This is a genomic window from Streptomyces sp. NPDC000880 (assembly GCF_053599675.1).
On sequence record NZ_JBSFMS010000167.1, the window covers coordinates 1 to 13,521 of the forward strand.

Annotated in this window: 17 protein-coding genes and 1 pseudogene; 3 read left to right on the forward strand and 15 right to left on the reverse strand. The window is 70.6% G+C overall.

The annotated features are described in order from the left end of the window. Window positions 1-128: 128 nt before the first annotated feature. The 3 genes from ACWDO5_RS32765 to ACWDO5_RS32775 all read right to left on the reverse strand — a co-directional run bounded on the left by ACWDO5_RS32765 (window position 129) and on the right by ACWDO5_RS32775 (window position 1,969). Window positions 129-704, reverse strand: a complete 576-nt coding sequence (locus tag ACWDO5_RS32765) for a hypothetical protein (RefSeq protein WP_450534191.1) — start codon at window positions 702-704, stop codon at window positions 129-131. Between the two features lie 296 nt (window positions 705-1,000). Further along, entirely contained in the window at window positions 1,001-1,597 is a 597-nt protein-coding gene (locus ACWDO5_RS32770) for a hypothetical protein (protein ID WP_450534192.1), read from the reverse strand. Window positions 1,598-1,705: 108 nt separating this feature from the next. Next, window positions 1,706-1,969, reverse strand: coding sequence for a hypothetical protein (locus ACWDO5_RS32775; RefSeq protein WP_450534193.1), 264 nt, complete (start codon window positions 1,967-1,969; stop codon window positions 1,706-1,708). 210 nt (window positions 1,970-2,179) lie between these two features. Between ACWDO5_RS32775 and ACWDO5_RS32780 the strand changes: the two are divergent. Beyond that, window positions 2,180-3,455, forward strand: a pseudogene (locus ACWDO5_RS32780) (MFS transporter). A gap of 178 nt (window positions 3,456-3,633) precedes the next feature. Here the strand turns inward: ACWDO5_RS32780 and ACWDO5_RS32785 are convergent. Both ACWDO5_RS32785 and ACWDO5_RS32790 read right to left on the reverse strand, forming a co-directional pair. Then, complete coding sequence (locus tag ACWDO5_RS32785) at window positions 3,634-3,900, reverse strand: hypothetical protein (RefSeq protein WP_450534194.1); 267 nt, start codon at window positions 3,898-3,900, stop codon at window positions 3,634-3,636. Between the two features lie 81 nt (window positions 3,901-3,981). After that, complete coding sequence (locus ACWDO5_RS32790) at window positions 3,982-4,386, reverse strand: hypothetical protein (protein WP_450534195.1); 405 nt, start codon at window positions 4,384-4,386, stop codon at window positions 3,982-3,984. A 105-nt stretch (window positions 4,387-4,491) separates the two neighbouring features. Between ACWDO5_RS32790 and ACWDO5_RS32795 the strand changes: the two genes are divergently transcribed. Continuing rightward, window positions 4,492-4,830, forward strand: coding sequence for a hypothetical protein (locus tag ACWDO5_RS32795; protein ID WP_450534196.1), 339 nt, complete (start codon window positions 4,492-4,494; stop codon window positions 4,828-4,830). A 111-nt stretch (window positions 4,831-4,941) separates the two neighbouring features. Here ACWDO5_RS32795 and ku read toward each other — a convergent pair whose 3' ends face one another. Next, window positions 4,942-5,859: a non-homologous end joining protein Ku gene (gene ku / locus ACWDO5_RS32800; RefSeq protein ID WP_450534197.1), complete on the reverse strand. Its 918-nt coding sequence runs from the start codon at window positions 5,857-5,859 to the stop codon at window positions 4,942-4,944. A gap of 64 nt (window positions 5,860-5,923) precedes the next feature. After that, entirely contained in the window at window positions 5,924-6,301 is a 378-nt protein-coding gene (locus ACWDO5_RS32805) for a hypothetical protein (protein ID WP_450534198.1), read from the reverse strand. 120 nt (window positions 6,302-6,421) lie between these two features. Between ACWDO5_RS32805 and ACWDO5_RS32810 the strand changes: the two genes are divergently transcribed. Further along, on the forward strand, window positions 6,422-6,979 hold the full coding sequence (locus ACWDO5_RS32810; protein ID WP_450534199.1) for a hypothetical protein: 558 nt from the start codon (window positions 6,422-6,424) through the stop codon (window positions 6,977-6,979). A gap of 43 nt (window positions 6,980-7,022) precedes the next feature. On the opposite strand, the gene ACWDO5_RS32815 is transcribed toward ACWDO5_RS32810, so the two are convergent. The 8 genes from ACWDO5_RS32815 to ACWDO5_RS32850 all read right to left on the reverse strand — a co-directional run bounded on the left by ACWDO5_RS32815 (window position 7,023) and on the right by ACWDO5_RS32850 (window position 13,368). After that, the gene (locus tag ACWDO5_RS32815) at window positions 7,023-8,333 is read right to left on the reverse strand and encodes a DNA cytosine methyltransferase (protein ID WP_450534200.1); all 1,311 of its coding nucleotides are present in this window, start codon (window positions 8,331-8,333) and stop codon (window positions 7,023-7,025) included. Window positions 8,334-8,521: 188 nt separating this feature from the next. After that, entirely contained in the window at window positions 8,522-9,247 is a 726-nt protein-coding gene (locus ACWDO5_RS32820; RefSeq protein ID WP_450534201.1) for a hypothetical protein, read from the reverse strand. A gap of 58 nt (window positions 9,248-9,305) precedes the next feature. After that, complete coding sequence (locus tag ACWDO5_RS32825) at window positions 9,306-10,160, reverse strand: hypothetical protein (RefSeq protein WP_450534202.1); 855 nt, start codon at window positions 10,158-10,160, stop codon at window positions 9,306-9,308. Between the two features lie 69 nt (window positions 10,161-10,229). After that, the gene (locus tag ACWDO5_RS32830) at window positions 10,230-11,057 is read right to left on the reverse strand and encodes a hypothetical protein (protein WP_450534203.1); all 828 of its coding nucleotides are present in this window, start codon (window positions 11,055-11,057) and stop codon (window positions 10,230-10,232) included. 126 nt (window positions 11,058-11,183) lie between these two features. Next, the gene (locus ACWDO5_RS32835; protein WP_450534204.1) at window positions 11,184-11,471 is read right to left on the reverse strand and encodes a hypothetical protein; all 288 of its coding nucleotides are present in this window, start codon (window positions 11,469-11,471) and stop codon (window positions 11,184-11,186) included. Between the two features lie 115 nt (window positions 11,472-11,586). Further along, complete coding sequence (locus ACWDO5_RS32840; RefSeq protein ID WP_450534205.1) at window positions 11,587-11,910, reverse strand: hypothetical protein; 324 nt, start codon at window positions 11,908-11,910, stop codon at window positions 11,587-11,589. A gap of 97 nt (window positions 11,911-12,007) precedes the next feature. Then, window positions 12,008-12,907: a hypothetical protein gene (locus ACWDO5_RS32845; RefSeq protein ID WP_450534206.1), complete on the reverse strand. Its 900-nt coding sequence runs from the start codon at window positions 12,905-12,907 to the stop codon at window positions 12,008-12,010. 77 nt (window positions 12,908-12,984) lie between these two features. Further along, window positions 12,985-13,368 carry a hypothetical protein gene (locus tag ACWDO5_RS32850; RefSeq protein WP_450534207.1) on the reverse strand — a complete coding sequence of 128 codons (384 nt, stop codon included), beginning with the start codon at window positions 13,366-13,368 and terminating at the stop codon, window positions 12,985-12,987. Window positions 13,369-13,521 lie beyond the last annotated feature (153 nt).

A 13,521-nucleotide genomic window follows, 5' to 3' on the forward strand; every position in this document is an offset into this window, starting at 1 on the left:
CTTGACATCGCCAGCGACACGCACGAGTCGGGCAAGACGCCAGGCACGGATCTGCGCGAGGGCATCCCGACGCTGCCGGTGCTGCATCTGCGCGCTGCACCAGGTAGTACGCCGACGGGCGGATTTTGTTACGCCGTACCGACGAAGCTCATCGGCGCGCGCCGTATGCGCTTGAGGTCCTCCGCGATGGCCACGGCGGCGCGGCGAAGGAGCTCGTCGTCCCGGATCTTCGGGTAGACGTCGAAGTTGAGGCGGATCTGTAGGGCGGTGATCTCCTCCTCGAGCGGACCCAGACTGAACGGGGACTCCGCGACCGTGACCTTGGCGGGGCGCGGCGCCTCGGCCGGGGCGGTTGGGTTTTGCTGCGCTCGAGGCAGAAGCGCCAGGAAGGCGCGTACGGTCTCGCAGGACGGGCAGTCGCATTCCCCGTCGGATTGATCTTCCTCGGCCTCTACAGGCTGCTCAGCGGCCTCGGTAGGGGCGGTTTCCTTCCGCACCACGTCGGTGATGCTCCTCAGAACGGCCTGCTCCTCGTCAGCGCGGCGTATCGCCTCTCGGAAGATGGTGACCTCCGACTCGGTGACCGCGCGTTCCGCCGGTGTGAGCCGGTACCAGGGGGTCACAGCCACCCCGGCGCGCGCGAGGAACTCGCGGCGGACCTCGTAGTAGTGGCGGGCCAGAGCGGGAGGCATGTTCGTCGTCACGCTTGGGGGAACGTCCGCGGCCGAAATCTGTGACACCCCAGACCTGGGCGCCCGGAGCCCTGAGCTCCTCGAGGAGGCCCCCTTGCAGCCCAATGCCCGCTGGTGCCTGAGCGAAGCGAAGGCACCGGAACTACTTAATGATCGTGCTTGATGGTGTTACTAAAGGGGCCTGAAACGCCGGAAGCCGGGTTTCCGGTGGCCGCTTCACCGGAAGCCGGTTTTTCAGGCCCCGGTGACCGGCGCCTGAAAAACCGGCCCCGGGCGTGCGGGGCCGGCCGGTTGGACATCGCTCCAGGTCAGGGGCTGCGGCGCTTGCGGGCCGTCTCCCAGTGCTGCCAGACCAGCTTCACCGCGACGCCGGCGTGCTCGGCGATCCGGTGCCCGTCCCAGCCGTACGGCTCCTCGGACAGGGCAAGGGCGGCGTCCTGCATGAACGGTAGGGCCGCGTTGCGGCGGGCGGTCGCCTCGGCGACGATGCGGGACAGCTTCGGGAGCTTCTCCGCGGCGTCCGGGATGCGGGGCACCCCGGCGTCCTCGGCCACCTTCGCGCGCTCCTCGGCGCTCAGCTTGCCGGGCACCGGGCGCTTCGAGTCGCCGTACAGGGCCTTGCTCAGAATCTCCCGGTAGGCGTTCGGGTAGACACCCATGACCTTGGCCAGTCCGCGAACGCCCTCGTAGAACCACAGGCTCGCCGCGGCGGCGTTGCGGTCGCCGACGTGCGCGGCGATCTCAACGTCTGCCTGCCGGATGATCTCGGCGGCCTGCTCGACTCGGTCGTCCGGGCGGGCCAGGCGGCCCAGCTGGTCCTTGACGGCGTCTTCCGCGTCCTTGCGGATGCGGGTGTAGTCAGGGATCTCGAGCGTGTGGTGCGGGTAGCCAAAGGCCTTGGGCATGATCGCGGGTCTCCATCTCGGCTTCGACGCATCGGAGCATCAAGGCGAAGGCTGGGGCATCCCCATGCCAAATCACTGGGAAAAGAGTACAGCAGACGGTGTGACCTGTCATGCGGAAGGACCGCGCAGGGTCACTGACCTGTGTCGAAGCACCGCGAACGCGACCCCACCGAGGACCAAGACCCACCCCTGTCCGTCCCTCGCAGTCCGCTCCCCGCCAGCGGTCGGGCCGGTCGGGGTGTCCGTCACCGCGATCCGTCCGAAGCCCAGGTGCGGGCCGTCCGGGAGACGGCAGGCCCACAGCCACAGCTGCCCGAGGCGCAGCCCACGCGGCCGCCGTACGCGGGCCTTCATCGCGATCCGGGGGCTCATGATCGCCAATCCACCTTCCCAGCGAGGCCCTTGGCCCTCCCTGCGGTATTCGGCTGCTGGGAGACGCTGCGGTCGGACTGGAGTCGATGATCTCTGCGCGGCTGATTTCATTGCGAGGCCTGCCTCAGCCCTGGTGCTGTGGGCACAATGCCTTCCGTGCGCCGGGCGGGGGGACGCCTGGGTCTTCGTGACGGTGGAAGGGGCAAGGGGATGGGCTGGGGCGGAGGACGGGTCTTACGCGACCGCAATGTGGTGTTTTACCTGAGCGGTGTGGTGGTCTCGGGCTTTGGTAGCTCTGCTATGGCCAGCGCCTGCCGGGTGGACCAAGTCGCTTACCGGGTCGGACAGTTTGGCTGCCCTTACGACCTTCTGCGTATGGGCCCCCACTCTGCTCGGCCCGCTGATCGGCACACTGGCCGACCGCGCGCGCCGGCGGCCGTTGCTGATCTGGACCAACCTCGGCATGGCCGTGGTGCTGCTGCCGCTTCTCGCCGTTCGTTCCAGCAACGAGATCTGGATCTTGTTCGCTGTACTGATCGTGTACGGAAGCAGCTCGGTGCTGCTGGATGCGGCTGAGGCCGCACTGGTAGCGACCGCTGTACCGGAGACACTGCGCGGCGACTTCAACGGCCTGCGGATGACGGCCAACGAGGGCATGAAACTGGTCGCCCCGCTTCTGGGCGCGCTGCTGTTCGTCCAGTTCGGTGGCCCCGCAGTGGCCCTGCTGGACGCGGCCACCTTCCTGCTTGCTGCCATGGCTTTCACCGTCATACGCGTGTCGGAACCCGCACCCCGCCCGGCTGAAGCCCAACGATGGGGCGCCCAGGTCGCCGAGGGAATCCGGTATCTGCGACATCACCCGGTTCTGCGGCGCCTGGTGCTGGCTGGGGCTGCAACGATGGGCGTGGCCGGGTTGAACGGGGCGTCGGTTTATGCCGTGGTCGATGCTGGTCTTCACCGTCCGCCGGCCTTTGCGGGGGTGCTCTACGCCGTGCAGGGCATCGGCTCCGTAGTCATCGGGTTGTTCGCCGGTGCTCTGCTGCGGCGGATGTCCGAACGAGTCTTCGCCGCAGCCGGAATCATGCTGTTCGCGGTGGGCGTCGTCCTGCGCGTCATCCCCTCGGTGCCCGTAGTTCTGTTTGCCAGCGCGGTGATCGGGGCGGGACTGCCCTGCGTGCTGATCGCGGCTATGACGGCCGTCCAACGCGAGACGCCAAGCGAACTCCTGGGCAGAGTGGCGGCCACCGCAAACACCCTCCTCTTTGTCCCCAATGCCATTGCCCTGGCTACCGGAGCGGGCCTGCTTGCCCTCGTGGACCACCGAGTCCTGCTACTCGTAGCCGGAACTGCAGCGGCTATTGCTGCGGCCAGCTGTCTCCTTGGTAGTCGTGCCCGGACACATGTAGCAGCCCCCGAGCAACGCATCCGTTCGGCGGGTGAGGCAGGCGTAGAAGTCTCTCCTGAACTGGGACAACGCGGTCAATGAATCGTCCCGGACAGCGGCCTGCCGATGATTCACTCCGCTCGGGCCGGTCCCACCTGGAACTGAAGCGGACGTTGCGAGGCTTCGAAACCGTGACGAGAGCCGCCCAACACTTGCACGACCGCGCCCCGGCCGGGGGTCACCCTGACCGGGGCGCAGCATCGGTCATCAGGCCTACTGGCTACTGGCCCCGCCAATTGAAGCCCTCGCTCGGGACCGGGGTCGGCGCGGTGGTCGGCGCGCTGGTCGGCTCGGAGCTGGGGGTGGGCATGGAGGGCGTCGGTTCTGCGGTGGTCGGCGAGACGCTTGTCGACGGCTGCGGGGTGGGCGTGCCGTCGGCGTCCCGGTCGACGAGAGTGCCGATCAGGACGCCGAGGGAGAGCGCGGCGCAGAGCGCGGCCACCAGGACCGCGACGCCGCGGTAGGAGAGTCCGAGCTTGGTGAGCATCTGTTTCCTTCCGGTCTGTGGTTGGGACCGGCGGAGAGTGCACGGCCGGGGGTGCTTGTGGCGCGTGCTGGCCCAGCGGCGTCATCTGCGGACGGTGGGGGCCTTGAAGGCGGGCGCAGCCGGGGCCTTCGGTGCAGCGGGCGCCTTCGGTGCGGCCGTCTTCGGGGAGCTGGGTGCCTTCGCCGCCGGGGCGGCCGTCGCGGCGGTGGCGGCCTGGCCCGACGGCGGGGCAACCATGGAGCCGTCAGCGGCCGTAGACCCGTGACCCGTCCCGTACAGCACACACGGCCGGGGCCCGGCCGGAACGAAGTCGCCGCCCTTGGACGAGACAGCCGGGCAACGCGGCGTAGACCGGCCGCCGTGGTCGTCGGCCGCGGCCACGGTGACGAACAAGGCAGCCAGGGCGGCGAACAGGCCGACGAAGGTGAGCACGGTGAGAACAACGGGGGCCAGGGGCGGGCGCTGGCCGTAGAGGGAGCGGGACACGGGGCGGCCTTTCATCGGGATCAGGTGGGCGGGATGGTCCTCAGCCCGATGCCTTGCGTCGTGTCCACCCGGGAGCCTGTCGCAGCGGCCGCCTACCCTCGATGCATGAGCAGCGTCCCGGAGCCGGAGGAGGCCCGCCCGTGGCGGCCCGAGGACGGGCCGGAGCCGACGGTGACGACGTGGCCGTACCGCGACCGACCAGCGCTCGAGGTGTGGTCCCACGGGAAGTGGCGGTACGCGCCGGTGCTGGCCCGGCAGGACTGGTCAGACGGCTCCGTGTACTACCAGGTGTCGGTCGACCTGCGCGGGGACACGTTGGTGTCCGAACGCATGTACCGGTGGCGGCAGCCAGGCTTGCGGGTGGCGCACGGAAGCCAATCAGCGCCGTCCCGTGGCCCCGGCACGGCAGGCCCGGGGGGAGATCCCCGGACGCGGCCCCAGTGAAGGGGCCGCAGGGGCGTTCGGCTACATGAGCTACGGCGCGGAAGTTGCCGCATTGGCAGCAGTTCTCCGGCAGGGTGAACGGGAGCCACCTGGGCAACGAGACCGGAGCCCTCAGGCGCTACGTGGCTTGCGGCCGCTCGACTTCTTGGCGGGCGCCTTCTTCGCCGTGGTCTTCTTGGCGGCCGCGGTCGTCGACTTCTTTGGGGCCCGCTCCTTCGGTGGCATCTCGTGGACGGTGGCGTCCTCGCCCGTCTCTCCGCGCGAGGCGCGGGCCGCGGCGACGGACTCGTTCAGCGCGGCCATGAGGTCGACGACGGGCGCATGCGGCTTCTCTTCCTCGAAGCTCGGCGGCTCGCGGCCCTCGATCTTGGCGCTGATGACCGCGTTCAGGGCTTCGGTGTACTCGTCCTTGAAGCCGCTCAGGTCTTCCGTGTCGAAGGCCTCGGCGAGGGTGAGCGCGCCCTGCACCTCGTCGTCGTCCACGTCCACCTCGGGCACGGCGATCGCGCTGGGAGGGCGGACCTCGTCCGGCGCCAGGAGCTGCTGCAGAACAAGGACGTTCTCCTTCACCCGCACCAGGCCGAGCCGTGTGCGGTCGCGCAGCGAGTACCGGGCCACGGCCACCTTGTCGGTGCGCTGCAGCGCTTTGACGATCAGCGTGTAGGGCTTGATGGCGATGTCGCCCTTGGGCGCGAGGTAGTACGAGCGGCTGAGCGAGATCGAGTTGACGGACTCGGCCTGGTTGAAGCCGACGACATCGATCGCGCGGACCTCCTCGAGGGGCAGGCTGTCCAGCTCCTCGTCGGTGACCTCCATCAGGGAGCCGTCGGCCAGCTCCCAGCCGCGGCCGATCTCGTCCTGGCCGAGTTGCTGCCCGCACACCTCGCAGGTTTTCCGGTTCCGCACCCGGCCCAAGTCCTTCAGATGGATTTGCCGGAACTTGACACTGTGCGACTCCGTGGCCGGCTCCACCGACACCGGGATGGTGACCAGCCCGAAGCTGATCGCGGTCGATAGCAGGGAAGGCATCTGCTGGTCCTCCTAGCACCCCCGTGACCAGCGTACGAGCGGCACGAGCGGGAGGCGCGGGGAGCTACTGCGCAGGAGCCGCCGCACCAGCCGTGGCGGGCTGCTCGTCGCCGATGTGCCTGAGCGCCATCCGCGCGGCCACCTTCTCGCCCTGGGGGACCTCGGCCCACCATTCGTGCATCAGGATCTCCGTCGCCAGCTCCAGAAGCCGACTCCGGTACAGGCGGTCCGCGTCGATCTGCTCCGGGGTGTAGCCCGGCGAGTCCGGGAAGGTGACTGTCTCGACGGCCGCGCCCATGAGGGGCCGCTCGTAGGCCCGGCCGATCATCGGCTCAACGCTCCAGGGCAGGGAGCGGCAGTGCTGCTCGTACTCGGCTCGTACACGGTCAAGCTGGAGCTGCAGGGCTCTCAGCTCATCAGGGAAGGGATAGGCGGTGCTCACTCGCGTAAGCGTACTCGCGTTCGATTCCGCAGGGATTCGCTGGAGCCCGCCAGGGTCCGCCAGGGTCCGCCAGGGTCCGCCGGTACCCGCGCTGCGCGGGGCTGCCGGATCATGGCCACCATGCCAAACACCGTGTGGACCCTGCTCGTTGCCGCCCTGACCGCCCTGGTCACCACCGTCGCTACCGGACTCCTCGTCACCCCGCGGCTGGAGGCCAGGAAGCGGCGCATCCAAGAGGTCCACACCGCTCGGGACACGTTCTCCTCGAGCGTGCTGACGATCCTGTCGAGCTGTTCACGGCTGAAGAACATGCCGTTGCCGGCCGCCGACGATCCGGACTGCAGCGAGGTGCTGCGCGCCAGGCTCGCCGCCGAGCGGGAACGATGGGTGCAGCAGCTCGACGACGCCACGCTGTGGATGATCGACCACATGGAGACGTTCGGCGTCAGTTGGCCGAGCGACAACCTGCGCAGCCTGATTGCCAACTACGTCGTGCACTCCCGCATTGTGATGCTCTCGGAGCGTGAGGAAGCCGCGAAGGTTGATTTGCTGCTCGAGCTTGCCGAGCCGATTCAGAACATCTTCTTCGTCTACTGGTGGCGCCGCGCACCGCACATGCGCAGCAACCAGCGGCGTCTGACGACTGTCATCGAGGCGCTGGGGGCTCCCGCGACGTGACAAAGCCCCGGCCCCACGAGGGGGGCCGGGGCGCAGCGCCGGGTCATACGGTCAGCTCGTAGTCCTCCAGGAGGTCGTCGAGCTCGTACAGGCCGGTCAGGTAGTCGCGTACCAGGGGCTCCCAGACGGCGCCCAGAAGGCCGGAGAGGACGACCGCGGCCATGACCGGGCAGACGACGTCACCAGCCTGCTGGAAGGCGGAGGACCGGGAGCCCTGCCATGGGTAGGAGCGGCGGAAGGAGACGAGGAGACCGGCCTCCGCCTGGGTGAGGCGCAGTCCGTCGCTCTCTCGGTACCAGGTGCGGGACTTGCCGGTGAGGCACCATGACGGCTTGTCGGCGGAGAACGTGTTGCCGCCCTTGGTGCGCCCGGTGGCGGGGTCGACGGGCCGGTTGCCGCGGGTGTTCATCCGCTCGCCGGGGGCCCAGCCGAGGGCGTCAGCCATCGAGGTGGTGGGGAACGGGGTGAGCGGCTTCGGGTCGGGCAGGGTCACCCAGTCGTGGCGGGTGGCGATCATGAACACGCGCTCCCGGCGGGACGCCACACCGAAGTTGGCGGCCTCCATGATCCGGTAGTCGCTCTTGAACCAGTCGGCGCACTCGAACTCGATGGTCAGGTCCTCGAGGACCTGCTCCGGCAGTTTGCTGGACTGCTCCATGGCCACCCATTTGATGGGCGCGCCTGCGGCCTGCAGTCCGAGCGGCCAGATTGCGACCTCAGCCATCAGACCGATGCCGGGGTCGGTGAGGGGGGCGAGCATGGCGCGGACCTCGTCCCAGGAGGCGCCGGAGCGCGGGGCGTAGCCCTCGTGGTAGCCGAAAGTGGCGCACATTTCGCAGTCGTCGTCGCAGTCGTCGACCTCGTCCACGCGGATGAACCCGGCGGCCTCGCCGCAGTAGCCGATGACCTCGCACAGGATGTCGATGTTGTCCCGCAGGAGTCCGGCGTGCTTCCCTGCGGTCGAGAACGTCGGGCATGGGGGGCTGATGATGACGCCGCTTGTCCAGCGCAGCGCGGGGTGTTCGGGGTCGAGGGTGGTGATGTCGGCGCAGATCCGCTCGTGTCCGGCCGCGCGGGCGGTGGCGCAGGCGTCGGCGGACTTGTCCACGCCGATCGCGTCGACCTTGACGCCGAGGACGGCGCTCATGCCCTCCGACCAGCCGCCGGGACCGGCGAACAACTCAACCCAGCGTTCGGCGTCCTGGGGGCGCTTGGACAGGAGCCAGCGGGCGGGCCACGGCGCGGCGGCAGCCTCCAGTACGGGGCGGACCGCATCGGGGATGGGCAGACCGGCGGCGCGGGCGAGTTCGGCGACGTGAACGGCGGTCTGCGCTTCGGCGGTCAGCGTGCTCATCTGCGGTGTCCTTCGTTCGGGGCTGGCCGGTGGTTGCTCTCCACCAACACCAAAAGAGTACAGCAATGAGACTGATAGGGAATCTGAACAGCGAAAATCCCTGATCAAGTCCCATCGCTGTCACATACTCCGGACAGCGGAACGCCCGGCCTCCCGAGGAGAGACCGGGCGCAGCACCCATCAGCCCGTCAGCGGCGCGCGGCGGACCGGTCGCAGATCCTTCCGCTGTGCTCGGCGATCGGAGTCCGGCACACCGCGCACCGCGGCCCATCGGCCTCGCGCTCGAGGGCGCCCTGCAGGGCGACTTCGGCGCAGCACTCGGCACGCCAGCACACGCACCGGTGGCAGTCCTGGCAGTTCTGCTGCCAGTTGCAGCCGCAGCGGCAGTCGTACGGGCGGCAGCCGTCCTTGTGCTGCGCCGCATCCGCCTGCGCGGTCTCCACCGCGGCGAGGGCGGGGCCCAGCAGCTCGGCGGCGACGGTGAGCATCGCGTACGCCTCCAGTCCGCGGGATGCCTCCACCGACGCGCGGTCGGCCCCGATCGCCGCGGCGTCCAGCCGCTCGGCGTACCGGCTGTTCAGCTTCTCGTGCATGGCGAGCAGGCGGCGCAGGATCCGCACGGGCGAGTGCTGGTCGCAGCCGTCGGGCTTGTCCTCAACGTTGGCGCTGCAGGTGCGGCAGAACGTCCCCGCGATCGGATGGATGTGCACGTTGTGCATCTGGCTCATCAGCTCGATGAGCTCCCCGTTCGCGGCCATCGTGGTGTCGAACAGGCTGCGGATGCGGTCGAGTTCACCGAGGAGGTCCCGGGCGTCCTGGTGCTCGCCGTCGGGCGCGGCGTCCAGGCCGGCCCGGATGGCGTCGTACCGGGCGGCAGGAAGCGGGTCACGGCCGGGGACGTGCTTGCTGGGCATGAGAGGGGTCTCCGATCAGAGAGGGGCCGCGCCCGGGACGACCGGGCGCGGCAGCGGGTCAGCGGGTGAGTTGGTCGGTGAGCGACAGCAGCAGGTCGACACCGACGCCGTGCATGTCGACGGACACGGGGGTGGTGTCGCAGACGCGGGCCGTCGGGTCCAGAGCGGGGGCGGCGTAGCCGTATGGGCCGGTGGCAATGCCGATAGCCAGGCCCCCGTCGTCGAGCTGTTCGACGTCGGTGAACTGCACCAGGTGCGCGGCCAGGCGACGGGCGAGGCGCCCACTGATTCCCCGCAGCGGGTAGCGCGGGGTCGAGTCGGCGGCCCCGGGCAGGAACACCGGGAGCGCCCGCTGCACTGCGACCAGCGGGCCCGTGATCGTCACGTCGCACTTGGGGTTCGTGCCGTGCAGCGTGACCGCGTACCGCACTCCAGCGGGCGTGCCCCACGCCACGACCGAGCTGTTCGGCATCAGGCCGATGTGGTTGTGCGTAACGAGTCCGCGGCCGCGTATGGCCGAACCGATCTCGTTCAGCGTCTCCAGGCGGCCCAACGCGCGGGGCCCGCTGGTGGCGTGGGCGGCGGCCTCGTCGTCGAGGTCGGGCAGCATCGACCGCAGGATCTCCCGCGCGATCGGCTCCGGCGCCATGCGATGGATACGGAGGTCCGGCTCGTACGGCTCACGGCCGGGGAACTGCCACGCGACGTCGGTACGCCACGGGTGCTCAACGAGGACCAGGGCGCGCCCGGACTGCGTGAGGCGGGCGGCGGGCTTCGTCGTCCACCACGCGGCGTACGGCTCCACGGCCCAGGGCTGGCCGTTGCGGGCGGGCAGGAGGGCGGCGACGCGGGCGGCGAGGGTCGGGGCCGGGCGGTGCGCCGTGGCCGGCAGAGCGGTTTCGGTGAGGATCATCGGAAAAGGCCTTCCAGGTGCGGGGGCCGCGCCCCGAGGGTGCGGGGCGCGGCCGTGCGGGGCGAGGGGTCAGATCAGGTGCGGGACGGCGGTGAGCAGCAGGTCCGCACCGATGGGTCCGACCTGGGCGGCGACGCGGGTGGTGTCGTCGGCGCGGTCCGTGTGCTCGTCCTTGGCTGGGAGTGCGATCCACCCCTGCGGCTCGCGGTAGTTGCCGAACTCCAACTCGTCGGCGTCGACCGGCCGGAGCTGCGGGAAGCGGGCCGACAGGTGCCGCGCGAAGCCGCTACTGGCGTCCGTGGGGGCGTGGCCATCGGCCGGGGCCAGGAGGAACGGCAGGAGTCCGTACAGGCCGCTCGCGGGCCCCTGGTAGGTGAGGGTGAGGTTCCCGGCGGTCCCGAACGCGTACAGGCCCCACTCGGCGCCGTTGCCGGTCGTCCACTCAATGCCGGGGCCGTCGATCCGCTGGATGGGCTCGGGGTGCGCGCCGTGGTCGACCAGGTGGAAACCGATCTCGGTCAGGTCTCCGGCCTTGTCGCTGAGGACCTGCTCCCACCCCTTGGCGTGCGCGGTCTGGGTGGCGGCCTCGCTGTCGAGCATCGGCAGGACCCGGCGCAGGACGTGGGCCGCGAGTGCGGCGACGGGGTCCGGACTGGTCACGTCGACGACGGCGTCCGGGGTGACGGCGAAGTCGTCCGGGCGGTCGGCGAACACCTCGATACGGCTTGCCTCCTCGACGACGACCAGAGCGTGGCGGCCGTTGGTGATGCGGGATGTGGCGCAGTTGGAGCGGATGCCGTACTCGGCGGGGCCGACGGTCCACTCGGTGCCCCGGCGGGCGGGCAGGAGAGCGGCGAGCGGGGCGGCAGTCTCGGCGTGGGCAACGGCAGTGGTCACAGCGGTGGTTCCTTCGTTCGGGGTGGTCCCGGGCAGTGCTCTCCGGCCGGGTCATGGGGTCATGCGGGTGAGGCTTGCGTCGCGCCCCGGGGCCGGGGGTTAGCCGGCCTGCGGGGCGCGGGCGGGTCAGGGACGCGGCGCGGTGTCGCGCTCGTGGGCGGTCAGGGCGTCGTCGGCCTGGGACAGTGCGACTGCGATGGATGCGGTCGCCCTGCGGTTGCCGGTGTAGGCGCGGGTCAGCGCGAGGGCGAGCGCCGCGTCGTACAGGCTCCAGGCCGTGCCGAACTCGGTGTTGCTGTCGTGGGCGATGGCCTGCAGCTCGGTGCGCAGGGCGCGGAGCGAGGCACGGTCACGGTGGACGTGCGCACTGGCGAGGGCGGCGCGGGCGGAGCTCTTGGTGAGGCTGACGCTCATGCGGTGTTCCTCCGGTTCGGGGTCGGCCGGTTGCTCTCCGGCCGGGAAGGGTGGTCGCGCGGTGGGGCTTGCGTCCCGCCGGGGCCGCGCCGGGTGGGCGCGGCCCCGGGCGGGGTCAGTCGCGGGTGGCCTTTTCGAACGTGTCGACGGCAACGGCCGACGCACCGACGGCGTAGTTCATCTGCGCGGCGGTGGGGTCGGACGCCTTGCGGACGGCGGCGGTCTGCTTCAGGCCGTCGAGCAGCGTCCAGTACACGGCGTCCCATCCTTCGTCGTTCGCCTGCTCCTCGGACTTGGAGGCGTACATGGCCATGCGTGCCAGGACCTCGGCCATGTCGGCGGCGGCCGCGGACGAGCGGGGCGCGATGGCGAAAGCCTGGTGTGCTTCGCGGGCCTGCTGGACGAGCTCGGCGGCGGTGCCGGAGGCGAGGGTGGTCACGGGGGTGCCTTTCGTTCGGGATGGGTCCGGCGGTTGCTCTGCGCCGGGAGTGGGCCGGGCGGGGCAGGCTTGTGTCACCCCGCCCGGCAGAGGGCCGCTACGGGCGGCAGGCGGCGTCTGTGGCGGCGGTGCAGTCCCTCTGGCAGTAGGTGACGCTGAGGGACGTGAGGAGCGCGCGGACGGCGTTGGTGCCCTGCGCCTTGACGGCGCTTCCGCCGTTGCCGTGGATCAGCTCGGCGCGCAGGACCTTACCGCTGGTCTTGCCGATCGTGATGGTGCCGAACGTGCCGTGCGGTCCGGTGCCGTTGACGATCAGGCGGCGGGTGTTGCCGTGCGGCTTCGTCCAGCTGGGGGCGAGTCCCTTGGACTCGGCAAGTCGGATGATGCCGACGGTGAAGGCAGTCAGGCCGGTGACGTCGAGCTCGGCGGCCGGGGCGGGCGTCTGCGGGGCGGCAGTCGGCTGGTTGCACTGGCGGGCGTTGTCGATGACGACGGATGCCGCAAGGCGGGCGAACTTGCCGTGCAGGATCAGCGCGGCTTCCAGCATCGCGGCCGTCACCTCCCGGTCGCCGGTGGTCTCCAGGTGGCCGTGGACCAGCCCGAGGGCGGTGGCGAGGTTGATCTCCTGGGTTGCCAGGGCGGGGCTCACGGGGTTCAGCGGGCCGGGAACGTCGGGGGTCCTGCCGAACACGGGGGCGGTGACGTACCGGCCGAAGTGGGCGGGGAAACCGGTGCCGGGGTTCTCCTCGGCGACGGTCTCGGCGTCGGCGAGGGCGAGCCACGCGTCGGCCGGGATCGTGTTCGTCACGGTGATGCCGTCCATGATCTGCGGCGGCTCCGTCTCGAACGACAGGGCGGCAACGTCCAGGAGGTCGGCGAGCATCAGCAGCGCGTCGCGGGCGGGGTTGGCGGCGGCGCGGCGGCGGGCGATCTCGGCGAAGGTGCGGGCGCGGAACGCGGCGAGCTGGAGCGTGGTGGCAGGCGTGGCAGTGGTCATGTCGGTGTCTCCGAGGGGTGTGAGGGCCGGGGCCGGGGGCCGGGGGCGCGGAGTGTGCGCCCCCGGCTGGGGGACTGTCAGGCGGCGGCGAGGGCGGCGCGGATGGCCTTGTACTCCGGCTTGCGCGGCTTGTAGTTGGCGACGATCTCGGCGACCTGCGCGGCGGTGTAGCGGTAGACGGTGCGCACGCGGCGGGCGTGGCCGTCGAAGGTGCGGCGGATGCGGGCGGCGCGGCCCCGGATGCCCGCCTTCTTCGCCTGGGTGCGCAGGGCGGCGACTGCGCCGGAGACGTTGTCGCGGTCGGTGCCGGTGGCGATGACGTGGGTGGTCAGGGAGCGGGGGCCGGTGCGGATGCGGTGGGCGGCGATGGCGACGGCGCGGCGCTCGCGGGCGGCGGAGCGGGTGGCGCGGGCACGGTCGCGCAGGACGGCGGCGGCGCGGCGGGCGGTGACAGAAGCCATGGTGTGTTCCTCCGGTTCGGGCGGTGTTGGCGGTTGCTCTCCGCCAACAAGTAAAAGAGTACAGCAATGAGACCCGAGGGGGAATGGGTGCCAGGGAAAAAGATCAGCAATCCCGTGCTTTACCTGGCGAGTTGGCGCCGGATGCTACGCCCG